Genomic DNA, 21643 nt, shown 5'->3' with positions numbered 1-21643 from the left:
TAAAGATCTGCAAATCTGCTAGTTTCTCATTTCTTTCAGGCACCGTAGGGATAGTTGGGGCTGCCCATGGCTACACTCAATCAAGATAAAAGAATGATTACGGTCGATAGCCCGGTTGGCACAGATGCGCTAATTGCTACGACCCTGCAAGGCGAAGAGCATATATCTAAGCTTTTCCGCTATGAAGTGCAATTGCTTTCTGATGACCATGCTATTGAACAAAAGGATATTGTTGGCAAACCGGTAACAGTTTCCATTCACCACTCTGAAACACCTCGCCATATCAATGGTTACGTTACCCAGTTCTCTCTACATGATGTTAATGCTGAGGGTGTACGCAGTTATAGCGCCATTTTGCAACCGGGTCTGTGGTTTACCAGTTTGGCCGGCAGCAACCGAGTCTTTGAAAACAAATCTGCCAAGCAGATTCTAGAAGAGGTTCTGGGAGAATATAGCCGAGTAATAAAACTCACGTTAAAGTTAAATGCTGAGTACATTACCCGTGAATATTGTGTTCAGTTTGACGAGAGCGACTTTGATTTTATCAATCGCCTGATGGCTGAAGAAGGCATATCCTACTATTTCAAGCATTCCACAGGACAGCACGAACTCGTTCTTTGCGATGATTCTCAAGACTTTTATGATTGTGAAAGCGCTGACATTGAGTATGACGGTGGAGGCGGCCATCCAACCAAAAATACCGTAAGTAGCTGGAGAAGAAACTTCAACTATCACGGTGGTGGGTTTGAGCTTAAAGATTATAGCGAGTACACAGCAACTAAAGACAACAAGCAGCAGGTAAAAACGACCAGCCAGCTTAATGATGTTGCAAATTATATGCGCGGCCTCTATGGCTTAAACCATTTCCAGGTTGATGGTGAGCACAAGCACAAATTTACAGACAGCTATCACAAAGCACTTGCCGAACGGGCAATGGAAGCGCAAGAAGCACTTTTTGATGTAAGCCACGGTCGCAGTGATTGCCCCTCCTTTACTGCAGGCGGTCGTTTCAATTTCGATCACTCATTATCTTCTGAAAAGGGCAAATATCTTATTACCTCAGTGCATACTTCTGCAGCAGATGGAAATGGTATTGATACCCACTTCCACAACACCTTTAGCTGTATACCTTCTACGGTAATGCCACGCCCGCAGCCCAATGTATGTGCGAAAAAAATCCATTCACCACAGGTAGCACGAGTTTTAGAGGTCAAGGCTACAGCTTCAGACAGCTCACAGGATCCCTATACACAGCTCAAAGTTAAATTCCCCTGGAACTCTCAACAGAACAGCTGTTGGGTAAGGGTAATGCAGTCCTTTGCCGGTAAGAACTGGGGCGCGAATTTTGTTCCAAGAGTTAACCAAGAAGTCGTTGTTACCTATATCAATGGCGATCCGGATCGGCCATTGATTACCGGGGCGGTTTATAACGGTGATAACCCTGGGCCCAACTACACAGCGACTCAAAGTGGTTGGAAAACCGAGTACGAGGGCAGCACTTTCAATGAGCTTAGGTTTGATGACAAGGGTGGCAATGAAGAAATTTATATGGAAGCTGGCAAGGATCATAACTTTGTGATCCATAACGATCAAACCGGAAAAATTGAAAACCAGCAAACACTAGAAATCAAACAGGATCGTAGTATTACCGTCACGGATGGTAGCGAAGTTGTCACCATTGCCAAAGGTGACCAAAAACTCAATGTCAATAAGGGCAACCAGGTTGTCACTATCGGTTCAGGCAACCATACCCTTAAAGTGAGTAAAGGCACCCAAACAACCGATGCCATGGGTGCTATCAAGATATCCTCCAAGGCTTCAATTGAGTTAAAGGTTGGCGGCAGCAGTATCAAGCTAACGCCGGCAGGTATTACCATCAAAGGAACAATGCTCTCCTGCAAAGGAGACGCGACGGCTGAAGTTAAAGGCGGTGGTATGCTTACCTTAAAAGGTGGCGTTACCATGATCAATTGATGGGATTAAACAGCAGATGACTGACCTGATCAAAGTACAAGCGTTAACTGCAGCTGAGCTCCTTGAGAACTTTGAGGTTAGTGAGGAGGCGGAAGAGCATCTGGTGCCAGATACCGCACCTGAAGTTAGCATTAACCAACTGATAGAAGCTGGCCTCTATCCGGATGCAATAAAACTACTAGCCCACGGACTGCCAAAACGAGAAGCGGTATGGTGGGCCTGCCTTGCGGCACGCGATATACAAAGTCCTGAGACTGACGAAGACAACGTTAGTGCACTGATCGCAGCAGAAACCTGGGCTAAAAAACCCAATGAGGAGTCGCGATTAAAGTGTAAAACACTGGGTGATAAAACCAAACACAAGACGCCCGCAAGCTGGGCAGCAACCGCTGCCAGCTGGTGTCACGGCAGCCTCGCAGCCGAAGGCGAGCCTGTGGTTGAACCGCCAGAACACCTCTATGCGCACGCAGTGGCTGGCAGTATTACATTAGCAGCAGTCTTATCTGACCCAGTAGACCCCGCCAAACGCTTTGATCGCTATATGAAACAGGGTCTGGATCTGGCCCGTGGCGGCAATGGAAGAGTGAAGGATTAAATTATGGGCAAGCCAGCTTCACGTATCACCGATATGCATGTGTGCCCCATGGTTACTGGTACCGTACCTCATGTAGGCGGCCCTATTCTCAGCCCAGGTGCTCCAACAGTAATCATCGGCGGCATGCCATCCGCAACTGTTGGCAGCACTTGTACTTGTGTGGGACCACCAGATACTGTTGCTATGGGTAGCACTACCGTAATGCTACAAAAAAAACCAGCTGCCCGTATGGGGGATACAACTGGACATGGAGGGAAGATTGTTATTGGGTGTCCAACAGTATTAATTGGTGGTTAACCACTCACAGTGGCCTTTGCTTAACTTAAATAAGAGCAAAAAAATAATTTAAGGGACAATAAATTTATTTAATAACACTTATAAGACAAACTCTGTTTGTCATGACGTGCAAATTAGCAGTATAAATTAAAAAAATTAGAAAAGACCATAAAAGCCAAAAATATAATACAACTCAATTAAGTATAAGGTCTTTTATGTCTAAGTTGCTCCAAAAATATCTCGATTAGTTTTTCGTATTTATAATCTTTTACTTCGAGAAGAACTGCTTAGTCAACTACAAATACATACATTCATACCCAAAAGTGAAAATCTACTGGCTGCCAACAAACTTTCCTATTGAAGTAAATAAGAGCCATAGCTTTATGACAATCAACAACCATAAAAGGAGGATTTTATGGGACTCTGTATTGATTCAACCAATGTTGCATTTATTAATCAAGTTAGAAACGCTTTAACTGTTCTTCTTGGGCAAGCCAATGCCCTAGCATATTCTGCAGAAAAATATCACTTCGGTGCTCGTACGGTTACTCGAATTACACGGGGTGTTGGTATGACCAATGCACTCTTACAGCTACCTCAAAGTGCAACCCTTGTTTCTCGGATTATTGCCAGCCCACATGATACAAGAATAACTGAAAGTGCGGGATTAGCGGCAGTTCCAGATAAGTGGTTAAAAGATAGGGTATGGAGTAACTTTAAGTATTACGTCCCACTGGTTAAACACGATCAAGGTTTCATGGGAAAAGTAATGAGCACAGGAGCCAGTGCATGTGTCCACTGGAATAACACAGTTCAGACTACCACAAACCTCAATCAAAATGGCACTGTGACTGATGGCGGTGCTTGCCCTATTTTTATCACGTTGGCACATGAGCTCGGCCACGCTGATCGAATAAATCGTGGAGTTTATTTAAGTGGCGCAACTGAAATTACTTGCTTAGTAGATGAGCGTCAAAACATGCTACATAATGTTCAAGTAACCCAACCATCACGATTCTTTAGGGCTCGCGTAAATACTGGCGGGGCAAGCATTAGAATTCCAGATCTCAATAGAACCGTCAACAACCCAAATAATGTTATTACTACGAGAACCCAAGGCTGGATTTGGGTAACAACTGAAAGAATTCTACTTGAAGAGCTAGCTAATGTAGGGGGCCTAAGCGATGACAACAATGTTCTACCTAATGACCCACTGACAATTTCAGAAAATACTATTCGTGTTGAACATGGTATAGCTAGACGAAGAAAATATGGCAGCATTGGACAGGTGAATTAAGCTATTGCACAAAGTAAAAAACCTTAGGCACCCCTTTAAACATAGAAAAATTTACCAAATTCTCCAGCAAGAAAATTATTTGAATAATCCATATAGTTTATGAAGCTTCACTTGTATATTTTTCAGGAATTATATCCAAACACAACGCCAAAACAGATAAAAATTAATATAAATTAAATGAATTCACGTAGCGTTTTTTAATTAAGGTATTGGATACATCATGAATAGCCCAGGAGTTTAGCACTACTGGGCTAATTTCCAGATTATTCTACTTTATAGGCGAAATCACCCTCTTCAGTCGCAGACACTTTAATTGCCTTAACCTCTTCACCTTTCGCCATTTTATCCAAACATTCACTGGCCAATTCTGGTAATAAAGTTTTATTTAGAATTACCTCAATGTTGCGGGCTCCAGTATCTGCTTCATGGCAACGCGCCACAATATTGATAAGTACATCCTCATCATATGAGAAAGAAGCGCCATAGTGTTCACGAACACGCTTCTCAATCTTACGCATATTGATTTTACAAATTTCAACCAGATTCTCATCATCCAACGGATAGTAGGCAACCACATTAGCACGGCCAAGAAATGCTGGTTTGAACTTCTGTAGTAATTGGGGGCGTATATTATCTAGTAGTACATCTGGTTCTGGCTTTTCCTCTACCTGGCTGAATATAGCTCTAATGGCATCCTCACCAGCATTAGAGGTCATAATGATAACGGTATTCTTAAAGTCGATATCACGCCCTTCACCATCTTTGATGGTACCTTTATCGAACAGGTTGTAGAAAATATCCTGTACGCCGGGATGGGCCTTCTCCATCTCATCCAGTAGGATTACGGAGTAAGGTTTACGCCTAGCAGCTTCGGTTAGAACTCCTCCTTCCCCATACCCTACATATCCGGGAGGAGACCCTAGCAGCATAGATACTTTGTGTTCCTCTTTAAATTCGGCCATGTTTATCGTAGTGATGTTTTGCTCACCACCAAACAACTCATCGGCTAAAGCCAATGCAGTCTCAGTTTTACCTACGCCACTAGTGCCGCAAAACATAAATACACCAACTGGCTTGCGTGGATCAGTCAATCCTGCCCGTGAAGTACGAATTGCCTGAGCAACAGCCTCGATTGCATGGGGTTGACCAATCACACGCTTGTTCAGGCGCCCAGCCAGAGTTTTCACAGCTACGATTTCATCACTGACCATTTTCCCAACAGGAATACCTGTCCAGTTGGCAACCACCGCAGCGATAGCCTGCTCATCAACAGATGGCTGCATCAAAGGTGTATCACCTTGTATTACCTCAAGCTCTGCAGACAGGCTTTTCAATTGTTGCTGATAGTCAGCTAAAAGCGCTGAATTGGGCTCCAGATTTTCACTCTTTCCTTTCATAAATTCGGAGTCAATTTGATCTCGAATTTTTTGTATCTGTTCAATCAGCTCATTTTCTTGAACAAGCTGTTGTTTTAATGAGGATAATCTCTGCTCTTCAGTCAGCTTGAATTCTTTCAGTTCTGTCAGCTGTTCTTCGTGCTCACCCATCGCTGCATTTTCACGTTCCAACTTAGCAAGCGTTGTGTTAGTCCGCTCAATATTAATTTGAGCATCTTCAATAGCGCCAGGAGTAGCTGATTGGCTCAGGGCCACGCGGGCACAGGCGGTGTCCAGCAAGCTTACAGATTTATCAGGTAGTTGACGCCCAGGAATATAGCGGTGGGATAACTTAACCGAAGCAATAACTGCCTCGTCAAGTATGCGTACTTTATGGTGTGCTTCAAGAGTAGTGGCAATTCCACGCATCATATCAATGGCATTTGCTTCACTGGGCTCTTCAACTTTTACAACCTGAAAACGCCGAGTCAGAGCAGGGTCCCGCTCAAAGTATTTCTTATATTCAGCCCAGGTCGTGGCTGCCAATGTTCTCAGCTCACCTCGCGCTAAAGCGGGTTTAAGCAGGTTGGCCGCATCCCCCTGCCCTTCCTTACCTCCTGCACCAATCATGGTGTGAGCTTCATCAATAAACAAAATAATAGGCGTTGGGGAGGATTTGACCTCTTGAATCACAGATTTAAGACGATTCTCAAACTCGCCCTTTACGCTAGCACCGGCCTGAAGTAAGCCCAGGTCCAGCGTCCGAACTGCTACACCACGTAGAGGCTCAGGTACATCTCCACTGGCAATTCGTAAAGCAAAGCCTTCAACTACGGCTGTTTTACCAACACCTGCCTCACCAGTGAGAATCGGGTTGTTTTGTCGACGACGAGTGAGGATATCAATACACTGCCGAATCTCTTCATCTCTGCCTAGAACTGGGTCAATCTCCCCCTTCTTCGCTCTTTCAGTCAGGTTGACGGTATACTTATCGAGAGCTGGCGCTTTACTAGCGGCGGCCGCTACGGCAGCAGCGCCATCATCAGTTGCGCTGACAGTACCAATATGACTCGACTCACCACTTTGCCCAAACATCGCCCGGGCAGTTTCACGAATAGACTCAGGCGCTATATTTTTAAGCTCTGGACAAGATTCTTGAATTTGTCGACGTGAAGTCTCTTCCAACAGCAGAGCTGCGAGGAAGTGTCCAGAACTGATTGCACGGTGCCCATAGTCGATAGACGCCAGCATCCAGGCATTCTTTGCCGCTTCGACAATTGTCGGAGATAGTGCAGGAGGTCGGCTACTTCCCGAGCGGAATCCAGCTATAGAGGAGGCAAGCTGTTTAGCAAAATTTGCCGGATTACAGTCATGTTTTTCCAGTAGGTGATAAAGGTCTGTATCTGATTGATCTAATAATTTAAGCAGCCAGTGCTCAAGTTCAACATTGTATTGATTTTGAGATAAACAAAGGCCGGCTGCGCCTTCAAGAGAATCACGCATATGCGGTGTCATAGTATCAACAAGCCGCTTCAAATCGATATTTATCACAGTAAAAAGATCCTTTTAAAAATTATTGTTAATGAACAATTATGCTGCTGGCAAGGCTTCATCAGGCGACATATTTTCAGCACTTAAGGTAATCTGTATGAGTTCTGCTGATTCCTGTTCACTGGCCATATGTGTATTCCACCCTAAAAGAGGTTCATGATCAGATTTTTTGTTTAACTGAACAGGCGAAACTTGTTGCGCAGGTAAAGATACTGATAGCTCGAAGTCCAACTCAATCCCAGCACTTAGTTTGATAAAGGCTTTAAGGGATTCCAGTTTCTGAGTTCCCGGGGCAATAGTCATAAATTGTTCATAAGCCATTGGTTCGATGACTATTCGAAATTTATTTTGAGCTTGGAAACAGTGCGTACCCAGAATTGTGTTTACCCCTAGACAGTTATTTACTCCACTGGGAGCTTCATCACAAGGCAGGCGACAGAGAATGTCTTTCGGTAATTCATCCCACTGCCCCTGAAATTGCTCTATAGCGACATCCAAACCAAAGAAATGCTTAATCATGCTGGTCAGCGCAGCTGCAGAGCAACGTCCTTGCCCCAAATGGCCTGCCATGCCCAAAAGAGCTTCATCGGGAATTGGCAATCGATAGCGCATCTCGCTAGTACCCAGGCCCGCCAAAGAGGCAATCGCCTGTGTAAAAATATCTGGAACCCTTTCATTGCGTAAACGCTGGCGTTCATAGTTCACAGGCAATTGGTATTTATGCCATGCTTTATAAAGTAGAGAAGTATGACGGTGATTAAACATATCGAGAAAATCCCGCAGAGCGGTATTATTTTCTCTGAGCTCTTTTTGAACTATTTCCGTCAGGTAGTAGGGCATTACACCCTGACTCCCTATAAGACCAGTAAAGCCAACCTCCATATGCCATTGACTAACTTCTTTATCTTGTATTTCTACATTATTACTGGTCTTTTTTTCCAGACGTAAAACGTCTGAGCCAATAAAAGATAAACCGGTCTGGGCGCTGAAGCGAACCATTTCCTTCGCCGGTGGAGCCGCACTGGCAATAGGTTCATCGCAAAATCCGCCATCCGCCAAAGACACAGCACGCTCCAGGATACGCACCGCCTGATAGAATTCGAAATGATAGGGCTCTCGACGCAGCCGCTCTATTACAGTAAAGCTTTTTCGCCGGCGCGAGGTGGCCATCTTTTAAGTTCTCCATCTCTGCCACTCATGGTAGCAATCAATTTAGTAAATGAATTAATAGAACAATATAAGCCAAGAAAACGTTCAATGATGCTGGCAAATAATAAAGGGCTAGTGCCAGTGAGCATCATCGAGTCAAGTTCAATTTCTACCTCAGTTCCCCGACAAAGAACGACGCTTTGATCAATCTGGATAGGAGCAGTAATGGGTTTCGTATTCAGCTTTAATAAAGATTCAATCAAATTACGGGTACTGGCTGAATCCCTAAAATCATACAGTCTGAAAATTTCTTTGAGGGCATCACATCCCTGACTTCCAGATAAGGATAGATGATTCAAGTTCAGGTGTGATATCAGCTTCCAGTAGCCTCGCTCTCTTCTCGGAGGCCTCAATGTCGCTGTTGGTGCCACAACACAGCTAATTCGTTTCGCTGGGACATCACCATCAACTACTTCAAGATAAGGTTGAGAGTTGCCACTGGGTAACTTCTTAGGCAGATTCCGATTACAACAAGTTAATTTAATATCGAGTGTTTGATCATTAATCCTGTGCGGATTGAAATCTAAATCGACGAGACTCAAATCAACTTCGGAAGCCTGCTCATTGCGATGCTCCCCTTCTATAACTTCACGACGCCGACTGAACCAAAATGCTGACTGTTCCGCGTGGTGTTGGCTATGCTTAATCCCGTAGAAAGGTCTATATTTAGTGGTTTCACCATCACCATCTGTGGCAGCCACTTCATCAATAGAATATATTTCCAGTCCATCGCTACGACGAGCATCTGCTATAACATGATATTCATACTGGGTATGGGTGAGCGGTATAGGATCTGCACTCTGCTTAAATAAATTAATAACAGGCGTACAGCCGAGTGCAAACATACTTGGAACCAATTGTTTTTCCAGTTCCTCATGCGTCTCTGAAAGATAAAAATACAGGTTCAATGTATCTGCATAACTATCATTCAAAGCCCCCTGTAAATTTTCAATATCCAAGAAGAGAAATTTTTCTGGAAAAGCAAAATATTCGGTAAGCAACCTGTAACCGATGAATGCTGTATCTGGATATGGTAGTAAACCTTCTTCTACATTCATCCCGACCTGGCAAATATCCTCTGGGGATAGAAAAGTCGGTTTTGGATCACTCTCTCCATTTGCCACAACCAGCTTTACACATTTGGTTAAAAGCAGATCATAGAGGCTATACACATGTGTCGCTTGACCACGCAAGAAGAATCTTATTTTTTCGGGATTCATCTCCGCAAAGCTCAGGTCAGGACTCAAAGCTTTAAGGGAGAGCTTAAGAACGGCGTTTGCTCCCTGAATCTCATTACAACCAGGAGCAATAAACGGGCGTGGCATTAAGCTTGCACTGACCGGTTGAAACGGATTAATTTCCACCGGATAACAAGTTGTAAACCTGCAAGTTTGTCCCTGAAAGCTGTCACTTTCCAATAACGTTTTTGCATCAACCTGCGTTATTGCATCAAGGTCTGAATCCGGTTCAAATTGAACGATCGCACATGATGGAATGGGTCGTAAATAATGTGGATACAATGTTTCCAGCATTGCATCTGTAAGTTCAGGGAAATCATCACTAAGTTTTTGTTGAACCCTGGCATTCATATATGCAAAACCAGACAACAAACGCCCCACAAGCGGATCATCTACTGTATCTGCATCTAACTGCAGTCGTGATGCAGCTGCAGGGTGCATACGTGCAAACTCAGCGGATGTTTGCTGAATAAATGCGAGCTCTCGCTCATAGAGATCTATTAATTTTTCACTCATTACATAATCTCAGACACGTCTACCATTTGTGTTACCGGGTTTAAGGCAGAGTCAAATACGATAACCTCAGATGCAGGATTAACATGCAATACTGCTTCTACACGAAAACGTATGCTGGGATCTTCCACATCTACCTTATCTTGAGTGGTAACTTTTACAGAGCGAATTCTTGGTTCAAAATGTAAAATTGTCTTCTCAATATCCCGGCAGAATTGTTTTCGACTGTCTAATGAGGATAAATTGACAGTAGACAGATCTGGCAGACCATAATTTATATTTGACTCGTCCAAGTGCCGCAGTTCAGATGGTGGTGAAATACAGCGATAACGTGTATTAAATAAATATTCCAGGTCACGCCTAACCCCCTCACGTAGCTGGCGTAAAATCTGATGGGATTGGTGAACATTTACTTTACTAGATGATTCAAGTAGTCGATCTAGCACTGGGGCTAACAGTCTTTTTTCTCTTGCCATAATTCTATGATGCCCCAACACCTATCGTTGCCAGAGCCGTAGTGAGCTTGAGCTCGGAGACCAAATGATCGACTGTATAGTGGCTTTTAAGATGAATTACGCTTTGATAACTACCTACTTTGCCAGGCTCATCCGCCACACGAACTCGAGCTTCACGCAGGGGGTAACGTGCCAACATTTCCCAAGATAAATCATCTCGCCCAGTAGTATACTGGTCCAACCAATGCTGAAGCTGGCGCTCACAATCAGCAGCATTCATATAGGCACCCACCTTATCCCTAATCATCACCTTGATATAGTGAGCAAAGCGTGAGGCGCAAAGAATTTGTTGCAGCATGGAACTAATACGCGCATTCGCCGTAGCCGCTTTCGATGTATACTGCTTAGCTTTCTGAAGAGAGGGCACACTATTAAAAGCACTATATGGCGTGTCATAACAGTGGCTCAAGCATGCAAAACCCAGTTCTGATAGGTCCCTTTCTACAAAATCTGTAACCAGAATCGAAGTGGTCATCTTAACCATACCAGGGCGGCTGTCCGGCTTATAGGCCAGGGTGGGCAACTGAGTCACCAATCCACCGCCAAGATGATCCCGTGCAACACCGCGAATATGGGAAAACCAACCAACTTCACTGAATTCGCGTAACAGTACTGCCCCCATAGCAAAGCAGGAATTCCCCCAAAGATATCGCCGATTGTGAGATCCGCTAACCTGCTCCTCAAATCTCAATCCACGATATTCTGAAAATTCTAGGCTATAGGGCTCGCGCATAAGCACTTGAGGTAAAGTAATGGCTATAAAGCGACTATCTTCTAAATCTCTCAAGCTATTCCAGCGTATATATTCTTTTTGACGAAAAACCTCAGAAAAGCGAATTGGCTTGGCCAAATCATCAAAATGATCAACGCCAAAAAGTTGAGGTGTCGCAGCACAGATAAATGGCGCGAAAGCGGCGGCGGCCGTATGGGCTATGCCCTGCAGAGTAAAAATATCATCGTAAGGGTGATCTGCCATCGGCCGATGCGAGATATAATAATCTCCCATTAACAAACCAAAGGGCTCTCCACCTGGAGTACCAAATTCTTCGTTATAAACTAAATGAAAAAGTCCAGACTGATCGAAATCTGGAGCCCTCTCCATATCTTTGCTCAAGTCTTTCCAGCTGGCATCTAGCAGTTTTATCTTAATATTGTCTGAATGTGGTGTATCAAATACCAGCATTGATAGACCACGCCAACTTGCCTCTAGACGCTGAAAACGAGAGTTATGAAGAATCCGATTAACTTGATCGCATATAAGCTCATCAAGCTCAACAATAATGCGACTCAAATATTGGCGAACAGAAAAATTCTCCTTTTTTGGACAAGGACATATTTCTGTCAACCAGTATTCAAAAGAGAATAGTTCGTCTGGTTCGCGTAAAAAATGCTTTAATTCACCCTGATCTCCACTCGCTAAATTTTCCGGCAAAATATCTAAATAATCTTCTGTAAATTCTTTTTTTGTTGCGCAGGGCACCGGAAAACTCCCATTAGCATTTCTTACAGTTTCAAGTAATTTAAAGCTTTGATGAAGGCTTTTCAAAAAATTGCCCGCCCCTTATTCCGAGGCGGGCACAGGTTTTTATCCGGCAGAAGGGATATTGGCAACCATACGCATGGAGGTGGTCAACTCCTCCATTTGTAACCAGGGCTTCAGGTAGGCAACAGCACTGTAGCACCCAGGTTGACCTGGAATTTCCTTCACTTCAACTCGAGCTTCTGAAAGCGGATACTTTGCCTTCATCTCTGGGCTTGCGTCCGGATTTGAGTTGGTGTATTGAGTAATCCACTTATTCAACCAACGTTCACAATCACTAGCCTCCATAAAGGAGCCTACTTTGTCACGCGCCATTACTTTCAGGTAATGGGCAATTCTAGAAGTAGCCATCAGATAGGGAAGACGTGCAGAAATCGCCGCATTCGCGGTAGCATCCGGGTCGTCATAGGCTTTTGGTTTTTGCGCACTTTGAGCACCAAAAAATACAGAGTAATCGGTATTCTTGTAGTGACATAACGGCAAGAATCCTTGAGCGCTCAATTCGGCTTCACGGCGATCAGTAATACCGATCTCTGTTGGACATTTCTGGTCCATATCCCCGTCATCACTCTTGAATATATGTGAGGGCAGACCTTCCACTTTACCACCACCCTCGGCACCACGAATGGCTGTACACCAGGAATTCTCAGCAAAGGCCTTGGTCATGGTGGTGCCCATTACATAAGAGGCATTCATCCAGCAGTACTGATCGTGGTCCGCAGGGCGTGATACTCCAGATTCATCAACTTCAAACTCTTCAAAGTCAAAAGCTTCGATTGGCTTGGTATTTGCGCCATAGGGAGTTCTGGCCAGGGTCCGTGGCATAACCAGAGTAACGAAACGAGAGTCTTCACTATCTCGGAAACTACGCCACTTAATATATTCAGCTGACTCAAAAATTCCACCGAGGTCACGGGGTTTCGACAGTTCGGTAAAGTTATCAAATCCAAACATACCGGAACCGGCTGCAGCGATAAACGGACAGAAACCCGCTGCCGCAACATTGGACATTTTACTCAGAAGCTCGATATCTTCAGGGTGACTTGTGAATTCGAAGTCACCTATCATGCATCCGTATGGCTCACCACCTGCAATACCAAATTCTTCTTCATAAATCTTTTTGAAGGTCTGGCTCTGATCAAATTCAACGGCTTTATCCAGGTCTCGGAACAATTCGCGTTTGCTCAAATTGAGCATGCGAATCTTCATGGTTGCACCGGTTTCAGAATTCATCACCAGATGATTCAGTCCGCGCCAAGAACCTTCAAGCTTCTGGAATTTTTCATCGTGCAGAATAGCGGCCATTTGCTTAGACATAGCCTGGTCAATTGCACTGACTGCTTTTTTGATAGTCTGGGTAAGGTTACGATCCCAGGTTACGGTTCCTTTTAAAACCTGCTCTGTCAGGTTTGCGATCAGATCCTGAGCTTCTTGCGGTTCTGTTTGTTTGGTCGCGGCAATAGCCTGCTCCAATAGGTTGACCGATTGTTCCTCAGCTTCACCTTCCGCAACATTTTCTACTTCTGTGCTCATTCTGAGTCCTCTCCTTTATCCTTGTTCAACCCCAACTGCTCGGAAATAGCACCGACATTTTCCGTACTTTTCAGGATGTCTTCTAAAACTTTTTCTAGTTCTTCAGAGCGGTCTGCCTTACTGAGAAGGTCACGTAATTTACTGCGTGCTTCCAAGAGTTGTTTCAGCGGCTCAACCTGATCGACGATTTTCTCTGGAGAAAAGTCATCCATATGATTGAAATCGAGATCAATACCAATTTTGCTGCCATCACCAGATAAGGTATTTTCCACCTGAAGATTCAGTTTTGGATTAACCTTGGTCATTACATCGTTAAAATTATCGCGATCAATTTGAACAAACTTACGATCTTTCAATGCTTTGCGATTTTCGGTGTTATCCCCTGAGTAGTCGCCCATTACACCAGCAACAAAGGGAAGTTCCTTTTTAACTTCCGCACCATTGGTTTCAACATCATAAGTTATATGTACACGTGGTTTGCGCACACGCTTAAGTTTATTGTGGATACTCTCAGACATCTCAGGTCTCCTTCCTAGATTTAGGGACTGCTGTTCTTAATTAATTACCAACCCGAGCTGGCTTCTTCTTGTGCTTGCCCACCCCAGCTATCCTCAGCTGCAGATGCAGCTTCAGTGGCTGTTGATGCTGGCTCAGATGCAGCTGGAATTGGTGATGGGGTATTACTCGTTACCGGCGGAGCTACATAACGTTGGGTATCCGTTCCATCGAGGCGAACACCTGTCAACTGGGAATATAGGGCTCGGGACTGCTCATCTGGTAGTAACTCAGTCATCAATTCAGAGACTGTCATACGACCCCAGCCTATTAATCGCTCCAACCCTGGAGCCAAAGGAGTATGTGGCTCGTAGGTACGGAAATATTTCGCGGCCTGTTCTAGTAATTTAAGAGCATCCTCTCGGGAGCTAACCGGTCCGGTGGGTGCAGCAATAGCATTCGCAACTATTGTTGATACCACATTGGGAACAGCTTCCTCTATGGGGGACTCACTCTGTGTGTCTTCAGCTACTTCCGGTGCCTCACTCTGTGCTAGCGCATCAAGCTGACTCTTATAAATGAATCTCGCTGTACGTAATACTTCATCCAGTAGAGAGGAAATATTAGTTGATGGCGGTGCATCGTGACCGCAACTAGAGCGCAAAGTATCATTGATATTTTTATAGCTGCTAATAGTAGCTTCTATAGTTTCTATCAGATTCTTAGCCCATTCATTAGTCGCGCTGTTCACACATTGATCTACATCTTCCAGGCTATATCCCAGAGTCTCAATGCGGGCCGCTTTAGCATCTTCATCTGCGATACGATCTGCATCCCGGGCTTGCTGATGCTGGAAAAAAGAGAAATCTCCGTAATCCCCCTCCGGGGTTACTGGTGCACTACGGATCGGCATCATTAGCGTACCGTCACCGCCATCACCATTAAGGCCCGTCAGTGGTGCAACCGTAGTTTCAATACCATCCTCATCAGGAACTGGGTATAGGCCATCCCAAAAATTGGTAACCAGCTGCTCAATTAATAGAAAGCCATCTCTGAGACCACTAAAACCATGGAGACGAATTAGGGCCTCTGTATACCAGCTAGCCACTTCCAGATCTTTACTTTTCTTTGTCAGAATCTTTTCTGCGGCCTTTGCCACATCACGCCAAGGGGCCAGTAGATCAGAATCTGTGTCATCAAACATGGCCGAGCGCTCTGCGGCCCTAGCACTATTTCGTGCATCTTTGATGGAGTAGTAATCAGAGGTCGGTGATCGATCCTCCCGAATATCCTCACCGACAGGACTCTCTGAAGAAACAGGAGCCGTGAGTTCTTCGATATTTATTGTATTTGGGAATGCCATGAAAAAAGTCCCTTCTACCCAATCAATTCCTTCAAGAAGATTTCCGAGAAGAGTACACGTTGTAAAGATCTAATCAAGGCAAATGACACAATGTAATCGCAATACCTTAAAAAAAGTGCACAGCTCACAACATTAAACAAATAATTTTTGTTATTTTTTTAGATTTTACAACCGCTGACAAGCCCATTACACAGCAATTACAGCTGAGGCCTTACTTTCTGCGGTAGTCTCACTTTCCGGAGAGCATTGAAAACTTGCCACTATCTGAATAAATTCTGTTTTTGCTTGTGCAAAGCTTTGCAAAGAGGTCCATAGAAAAAGGGTATAGAAACTCTCTTTGCCGCGAAAAAAAACAACCATATATTGAACCGAATCTTTGCCGACATTAGCACCCATCTCGTACAACAAACCCATTTGCCAATCGCGCTCTAGCACTTGTGGGCCACTTAGAAGGTTGCCATTAGATACTTTGCTCAAACACTGCTGCATCTGAGCCTCGGCATAGTCCGTGAGGCTTAGCTCTTCGGGAAGTTCAGTTCGCTTTTGCTCCAATACAATCAGGTACCGGTTTAATTCGGTATCACCAGCCTGAATTTCAGCGTTTGGATTCAAATTATTACAAACCACCCAATTACGCGGTGCGCACAGTTGCAGCTGCGAGCCTTCACAGTGGAGTTTTCCCATAACCACAGGTAAATGAGAAGCACCACGCTCAACGGATTCTTTAGTAGAGTGCAACAAGTCAGAGTCCAAAAATAATTTGGAGTGCCAACCGGCCATCCATAATTTCTGAACAAAACGACAGGCTTCTGCACGATCTGCAGTCTTTCTAAGCTGTGAGCGGCTGCTAGCCATAAGCGCTTTAATTTGTGTAAAACTAAATCCAAACTCGCTACCCAGGGCTGATATTGCCTTTCGCCGCTCAAAGAGTGCTCTAATCTCCCCAGTAAATACCACGATATATGACATACCTTAACCCTTGCTTCCTGCAGTTATAGATAGGTTGGCGGATATTTGGACAACCAAAGAGCCCTGTACACTGGTACCTTTTTCCTAAACAGGCTACTCAATTAATTTCACTTATGCCATGAGCTTTAATGCATCTGGAGTAAGTTGCCATTGCTTCACCAAGCTCAAATGATTTAAAAACAATAGGGTTTTTATTGTTTAGCATTAACCCTCTAGTGAAGCAGCCTCGCTTGATACTTTTTGAATAGCCGGCTTAAATTTGTTGACTGATGCAAAGACAGCATATGAGCGTATATTGGAGCTAAATAGCCACGCTCTTTTAAGCGTAAGAAGTCATTATCATCCAATGCATTCATACGCTCTGAAGTAACACAAAATACACCGGTTAATCGATGTTTGGTATTACCAGGTAAATCGACTACCACTACCTGCTCCTGAAAGAGTTCCATCTCAGTGAGGCAACGAATAAACTCTTTATTATTTGATTTCTGCTGATGAATTCCATTCAGTAAGTTTCTGGCCTGCAATAATGCATTTGTCGCTTGCCCCTCATCATCGAATAGCCTACTTCTATTTCCATCTAAGCTACCAAGTGAGAGAGAGGATGAATCCACACAAATTATTGGATTTGTTTCCAGTTGATCTTTGTAGTGCAAGTAAAATGGATAAGCTCTCAATGTTGCCGGGATATAACCACCCAACCATTTATCCTGCTGAATAAAAAGATTCTGCCCCGGTTTTATACCTAATAAAGCACAACTTTCCAGGGCATTCTCTTCTTGAGACTTTAAAAATATGATCGGACATTCTCCAGCCAGAGCCGTGAACTCGGGTAGGTACACTTGACAGATATGTCGAGTTTCACTGTGTGAAATATCACCGGCTAACACACTATGCCGCCGATGCTTATTACTATTTAAAGCCACTATTATTTGCTTCACACTAGATATCCTTTACCTATTTATTCACTGTCTTTGCTGACTGGCACCCAACATAGAGCAGTAAAATTCAGGGCTGGGTAAAGAGGGGCAAAGCACGCTGGTTGGGGCTAGATGCTGTGATCCTTCGCAAGACCACAGACTGTAACTGGCGAACTGCTTACGACATACCTGTCCGAGCAACCCCGCGTAGCGCTTTTCGTTACCCGAGCCATCATTACTCGCGACAAAGAACTCACTCTGTGCTGCAGCTGTTGCCAGCTGCCCCAGTTCTACAGGCACCTCACTAAAGGCCTCGAACAACTGATCTGCATGGAGCATATTTTGCAGTGCGCTGACAGCCAATTCTGTAAGTTCCCGATACCACCTATCTGCATCTGACATAAAGTTAATTATGTCCATAGAAGAGGGTAACGGTGCGGCGATAGTCAAAGGAAAATAGCGCCCCACACTATCCACACTAGGCACTAGAACCCCTACCCAGGGGGTCTCATCAATGATTCCTTTACTGTGAGCAAAGCGCCAGACCGGACTGGTCAAATAATAGTCCAGCCAGTTTTCACCCATTATTTCTCGGGAGCCATGCACTGCACGCTGCAGCCATTCATCCCACACCCTGACGAAACTCGCTGGAAGCTGACGCTGGATAAAATCCCCATGCCCAGGAAGCTTGCCAAAAATACCTATGCTGCTTTGCAAGTCACTCACTCCCTACTACAGAGTCTCCGGGCACCGATAACCACGCAGTAAACTGCGATCGAAAGGATTATTTATATTCGAAGCCACTAGTTTGAATTGTGCTTTTCGCCCTTCTTCAGAGAAGGTCACCAAACGCTCCGCATTGCTTCGCCCTGTCTCAAGATCTGAGCTTGCAAGAAGTCGATACCAAGCCCAATCTCCTTCGAAATGTTTACGGTGTACGGTTTCATTGAGATCTTCAAAGATAATCCGCACCCGATTACTCTCGCCACCGCGCCAGGTGAGTTTTTTACTGGTCTTGGGGCCATGCGAATAGGGAACACGCTGATCTCCCAGCTCAAGCTCAAACAGGCGCACACTGGAATCCAGCTTGGTTGGCTCTATACGGAAAGAATAAGCTGCGCTTTCTCCCGATTTAAAGAAGGTCTTACGAATCTTCTCCGCTCTACGCAGCTGGGACAGCGTTTCAGTTGAAAGGCTCATACCCTGCCCTTCCACATACTTCACTTTCCAATTTCTTGTATCGACGAAAGGCTTTAAGTATTCAGTAACAAACTTTTGCTCAATCCCCCCAGGCTTGAAGTATTGATTAAATTCAATAACTGGTACTTCCTGGTCCCGGTCACTGCGCAGCGGATAGCGATTTGCCAGGCTGCTGGCGTAGCTTTGATAAACTTGCTCACGCCATACCCGGTTTAGATGCCCCTTGGCTTTCGACATAACCAGAGCCCAAGTGCTGTCAGCAATTTCGGTCAGCCATTTATCAAAAGGCGCCGGCGCATTGGCCGCTTTGACTCTTAGCTGCTTAATCGCATCGCCGCCCCCAGCAAAACGGGCTTTGGCACTAGCGAACGCCGCTTCATTGGAGTCTGGAGCACTGTCAATTTCAGTCAGATATTCCTGAATCTTATTGATCGTCTGGAGATACTCCTGAACCCGTGCGGGTCTGCCTTTCTCGCTTTGTGTAATGCGCTGTATTTCCTCAAAGCGCACATCGACAATATTAGGCTTGTAGCGGTCCTTCAACGCCCCTGCCGCGCTATCCAGTGCCGCACCACCGAGTCGGCGAGTTGTACTGGATACCGGTAATGGCACCCCCTTGGCATCCACCGACAGCTCCGGTCGCAATGTCAGGCGTGTGTTATCCGAAGTAATTTCCGTGATTGCCAGTAATGGGGAATAAATGGGGTCTGACAGGGTTGAGAGAACCTCAAGCGCCTGGGAAGTGCTGTTGAATCTGCGAATGCTGAAACCGCCAAGGAAGGATTGCCAGTGCTGAAGATACTCCCCCAGATAAATACGCTTTACATCCTCGCCAAGTTTCGTCCGGTCAGCTTCGGTAAAGTCCTCACCACTAAGTTCCCCACCGTAGATCCAGCGCTCATCCGCCATAGTGGTCATCAACTGGGAATCTGCACCAAAGTCCACGTCCTTATAACCCGCCTTGGTATATAGGAAGGGGATACTAAAGCGTGAATCGCCAGCTCTCACACCAAACACCTGCTGGGTATCACCGCCGATTTCCTGATACAAGTCGACAGAGGTCTGCCCAAGATCGCTATTTTGTAATTGCGCAAACAGCCTTTGCGGCACTGGGATGCGTCGCAGCTGTTGGCGGGCGCGAGCCACTACACGCTCATTTTGTTGAACACTTTCAGGTATTGGGCGCGCCAACAATTGATCGAGGTGGTAGCGTAAATTATCTTGCTCCTGAGCTTCGCCGGGTAATTGGCGTTCCCAGCGGGCGCTGTAGTAGCCCTCAACGGTCGTGATGTCCAATTTGTCCGGGTTGAAGAACATCAGATAGGTTTTGAGGGTACTGACCAGTGCAGGATCATCACTCCCCAAGCGGCTGAGGTTACTTTCAATATCCCGCAATAGCGCCGGTAAAAAGATCTCTTCAAGCTTTTGCCGGTAGAGGTTATCCAGCGTCTGATCTATACGGGTGTCATACAATCCCAGATTGGAGATCCAGGGGTGTTCCTCGCGGTCATACACCGAAGTCGCCTGCCGCAAGGGTTCAAGCATCTGCAAAACATTCGCCGGCGTAGGCCTCTTACCATTTAGCTTTTCCTCGGCTTGCTCATAGGCCGCCAGGTGGTCATTGACTTCCCCCATGGACAATTTGTTGGATGCGAGACTGCCACTCCAGAGAAAGATAGAACCCACAAATGCCGCAGCTAAAGTGACATATACCCCTCTGCGCAACCACAGGTTAGCGCTCTCTACCTTGCGATTGACTCCCACCAATTCAGCTTCGGGGAATACCACATCCTTGAGAAGGCGATTCAGGAAGAAACTTTTTCCAACCCCCTGGAATTTGGGCCCAACACTGCGCTCCAGGCCAAAATCCGCTGTTACCGAAGCCATCATACGGTCTACCGGGCTGCCCTCCTGAGTACCACTGGTAAAATATATACCGCGAACCATAGGCACAGTTTCATAGCGATTTGGCTCGAAAGTCTGCTTGATAAAGTCCGCTAAAATATCTGACAAACTCTCCATGCGGGCGGGAAATCCCTGCAGCAGCGCGCGCTTCTCAACATTGCGCTCCTGGTGCACACGCCACAGCACTCTCTGATTTAAGCGTTCAATCAGCTGGTTAAACTCGGCCCTGAAGTTATCCAACGGCGCGCCGACAGTGGCATTCGCTTCACGGGGAAAGCTCATACCCCAGACCTGCTCGCGCTCCGCCTGTGAAAGGTTGTCAAAAAATTCACTAAAGCCCGCTACCAAGTCACACTTGGTAAAGGTGAGGTAAATAGGGAAACGTATACCCAGCTCCTGCTGGAGTTCGTTCACTCGCGAACGAATCGTCTTGGCCTGATGTTGGCGCTGTTCATCGGTCTGTACCATCAGGTCCTGCAAACTGATGGCAACCAGGGCACCATTAATCGGCCTGCGACGACGATAGCGTTTCAATAGCCCGAGGAATGCGCGCCAGGCACTGTTGTCGTAAACCCGGTGGCTGTCCTGAGTGGTATAACGGCCGGCGGTATCGATCAAAACTGCATCGTTGGTAAACCACCAATCGCAATTTCTCGTGCCACCAACTCCTCCCAGGGCTTCTTTACCGTGGCTTTGCGCCAGGGGAAATTCCAACCCTGAATTTACCAGCGCAGTAGTTTTGCCGCAGCCAGGTGGACCAATAATGACGTACCAGGGCAGCTGGTACAGGGACACCTTGCCCTTCTCTGACTTAAAGCGGGCGTTGCGCAATACATCCATGGCCTCGCGGAAACGCCCCGATAGAGCCTCAAGCTCTTCGAGGGAATGCTCTTCATCCGGATCCTGGGTACCCTCCTGAGACTCTTCAATGCCCTTAATCAGAGCCTGGTTTTGGCGCCGTTCAACCAGCCACTGGCTCAGGTTCCACACCAACCAAATTGCGAAAATAAAAACAATGATGGTAATGCGAACTGTATGGGACAGTGTGGCGTTATCACTGCCAAACTTGATGTAGTCCGCCCCAAACCAAATCAGAACAGACAGGGCTGCGAGGCCGATAATGCCAAGCACCCATTTATTGGTAAAAAAGTCGCGCAAGCGTTTCATGAATAGC

At 45.6% G+C, this 21643-nt stretch carries 16 protein-coding genes; 4 read left to right on the top strand and 12 right to left on the bottom strand.

The window, feature by feature from the left end:
• Positions 1–66 precede the first annotated feature (66 nt).
• From MJO52_RS01475 to MJO52_RS01460, 4 genes are all read left to right on the top strand, one after another.
• Entirely contained in the window at positions 67–1974 is a 1908-nt protein-coding gene (locus MJO52_RS01475) for a type VI secretion system Vgr family protein (protein ID WP_252084236.1), read from the top strand.
• A 16-nt stretch (positions 1975–1990) separates the two neighbouring features.
• A complete protein-coding gene (locus tag MJO52_RS01470; RefSeq protein WP_252084235.1) occupies positions 1991–2569 on the top strand; it encodes a DUF6931 family protein in 579 nt (192 codons plus the stop codon).
• A gap of 3 nt (positions 2570–2572) precedes the next feature.
• On the top strand, positions 2573–2866 hold the full coding sequence (locus MJO52_RS01465) for a PAAR domain-containing protein (protein ID WP_152450772.1): 294 nt from the start codon (positions 2573–2575) through the stop codon (positions 2864–2866).
• Positions 2867–3260: 394 nt separating this feature from the next.
• A complete protein-coding gene (locus MJO52_RS01460; protein WP_252084234.1) occupies positions 3261–4142 on the top strand; it encodes a M91 family zinc metallopeptidase in 882 nt (293 codons plus the stop codon).
• 263 nt (positions 4143–4405) lie between these two features.
• Here the strand turns inward: MJO52_RS01460 and tssH are convergent, their stop codons facing one another.
• The 12 genes from tssH to tssM all read right to left on the bottom strand — a co-directional run bounded on the left by tssH (position 4406) and on the right by tssM (position 21636).
• On the bottom strand, positions 4406–7021 hold the full coding sequence (gene tssH, locus MJO52_RS01455) for a type VI secretion system ATPase TssH (protein WP_252084233.1): 2616 nt from the start codon (positions 7019–7021) through the stop codon (positions 4406–4408).
• Between the two features lie 87 nt (positions 7022–7108).
• The gene (tssG, locus tag MJO52_RS01450) at positions 7109–8239 is read right to left on the bottom strand and encodes a type VI secretion system baseplate subunit TssG (protein ID WP_252084232.1); all 1131 of its coding nucleotides are present in this window, start codon (positions 8237–8239) and stop codon (positions 7109–7111) included.
• Positions 8203–10032, bottom strand: a complete 1830-nt coding sequence (tssF, locus tag MJO52_RS01445; protein ID WP_252084231.1) for a type VI secretion system baseplate subunit TssF — start codon at positions 10030–10032, stop codon at positions 8203–8205. The genes tssG and tssF overlap by 37 nt, the downstream gene beginning before the upstream one ends.
• Complete coding sequence (gene tssE, locus MJO52_RS01440) at positions 10032–10505, bottom strand: type VI secretion system baseplate subunit TssE (RefSeq protein ID WP_252084230.1); 474 nt, start codon at positions 10503–10505, stop codon at positions 10032–10034. Before tssE ends, tssF begins: the two co-directional genes overlap by 1 nt.
• Before the next feature lie 4 nt (positions 10506–10509).
• A complete protein-coding gene (gene tssC / locus MJO52_RS01435; RefSeq protein ID WP_252084229.1) occupies positions 10510–12090 on the bottom strand; it encodes a type VI secretion system contractile sheath large subunit in 1581 nt (526 codons plus the stop codon).
• Between the two features lie 39 nt (positions 12091–12129).
• Positions 12130–13617, bottom strand: coding sequence for a type VI secretion system contractile sheath large subunit (gene tssC / locus MJO52_RS01430; protein WP_252084228.1), 1488 nt, complete (start codon positions 13615–13617; stop codon positions 12130–12132).
• The gene (gene tssB / locus MJO52_RS01425; RefSeq protein WP_252084227.1) at positions 13614–14135 is read right to left on the bottom strand and encodes a type VI secretion system contractile sheath small subunit; all 522 of its coding nucleotides are present in this window, start codon (positions 14133–14135) and stop codon (positions 13614–13616) included. The genes tssC (MJO52_RS01430) and tssB overlap by 4 nt, the downstream gene beginning before the upstream one ends.
• A 44-nt stretch (positions 14136–14179) precedes the next feature.
• Positions 14180–15475 carry a type VI secretion system protein TssA gene (gene tssA / locus MJO52_RS01420; RefSeq protein WP_252084226.1) on the bottom strand — a complete coding sequence of 432 codons (1296 nt, stop codon included), beginning with the start codon at positions 15473–15475 and terminating at the stop codon, positions 14180–14182.
• Between the two features lie 186 nt (positions 15476–15661).
• Entirely contained in the window at positions 15662–16444 is a 783-nt protein-coding gene (locus tag MJO52_RS01415) for a hypothetical protein (RefSeq protein WP_252084225.1), read from the bottom strand.
• Between the two features lie 212 nt (positions 16445–16656).
• Positions 16657–17385, bottom strand: coding sequence for a SapC family protein (locus MJO52_RS01410; RefSeq protein WP_252084224.1), 729 nt, complete (start codon positions 17383–17385; stop codon positions 16657–16659).
• Positions 17386–17409: 24 nt separating this feature from the next.
• Positions 17410–18090: a type VI secretion system-associated protein TagF gene (gene tagF / locus MJO52_RS01405; protein WP_252084223.1), complete on the bottom strand. Its 681-nt coding sequence runs from the start codon at positions 18088–18090 to the stop codon at positions 17410–17412.
• A gap of 6 nt (positions 18091–18096) precedes the next feature.
• Positions 18097–21636 carry a type VI secretion system membrane subunit TssM gene (gene tssM / locus MJO52_RS01400; RefSeq protein ID WP_252084222.1) on the bottom strand — a complete coding sequence of 1180 codons (3540 nt, stop codon included), beginning with the start codon at positions 21634–21636 and terminating at the stop codon, positions 18097–18099.
• Positions 21637–21643 lie beyond the last annotated feature (7 nt).

It is taken from the genome of Microbulbifer variabilis, from assembly GCF_023716485.1.
GTDB lineage: Bacteria > Pseudomonadota > Gammaproteobacteria > Pseudomonadales > Cellvibrionaceae > Microbulbifer > Microbulbifer variabilis_B.
Note: the sequence above shows the minus strand (reverse complement) of the source record. Positions and strands in the feature narration are given on the sequence as shown.

What these genes read in the sequence shown, in the direction of transcription:
- MJO52_RS01470 (WP_252084235.1), top strand. Translation starts at nt 1,991, where the DNA reads ATGACTGACCTGATCAAAGTACAAGCGTTAACTGCAGCTGAGCTCCTT.
- tssM (WP_252084222.1), bottom strand. Translation starts at nt 21,636, where the DNA reads ATGAAACGCTTGCGCGACTTTTTTACCAATAAATGGGTGCTTGGCATT.
- tssF (WP_252084231.1), bottom strand. Translation starts at nt 10,032, where the DNA reads ATGAGTGAAAAATTAATAGATCTCTATGAGCGAGAGCTCGCATTTATT.
- tssA (WP_252084226.1), bottom strand. Translation starts at nt 15,475, where the DNA reads ATGGCATTCCCAAATACAATAAATATCGAAGAACTCACGGCTCCTGTT.
- MJO52_RS01475 (WP_252084236.1), top strand. Translation starts at nt 67, where the DNA reads ATGGCTACACTCAATCAAGATAAAAGAATGATTACGGTCGATAGCCCG.
- tssC (WP_252084228.1), bottom strand. Translation starts at nt 13,617, where the DNA reads ATGAGCACAGAAGTAGAAAATGTTGCGGAAGGTGAAGCTGAGGAACAA.
- tssB (WP_252084227.1), bottom strand. Translation starts at nt 14,135, where the DNA reads ATGTCTGAGAGTATCCACAATAAACTTAAGCGTGTGCGCAAACCACGT.
- tssH (WP_252084233.1), bottom strand. Translation starts at nt 7,021, where the DNA reads ATGCGTGATTCTCTTGAAGGCGCAGCCGGCCTTTGTTTATCTCAAAAT.
- tssG (WP_252084232.1), bottom strand. Translation starts at nt 8,239, where the DNA reads ATGGCCACCTCGCGCCGGCGAAAAAGCTTTACTGTAATAGAGCGGCTG.
- tssE (WP_252084230.1), bottom strand. Translation starts at nt 10,505, where the DNA reads ATGGCAAGAGAAAAAAGACTGTTAGCCCCAGTGCTAGATCGACTACTT.
- MJO52_RS01415 (WP_252084225.1), bottom strand. Translation starts at nt 16,444, where the DNA reads ATGTCATATATCGTGGTATTTACTGGGGAGATTAGAGCACTCTTTGAG.
- MJO52_RS01460 (WP_252084234.1), top strand. Translation starts at nt 3,261, where the DNA reads ATGGGACTCTGTATTGATTCAACCAATGTTGCATTTATTAATCAAGTT.
- MJO52_RS01465 (WP_152450772.1), top strand. Translation starts at nt 2,573, where the DNA reads ATGGGCAAGCCAGCTTCACGTATCACCGATATGCATGTGTGCCCCATG.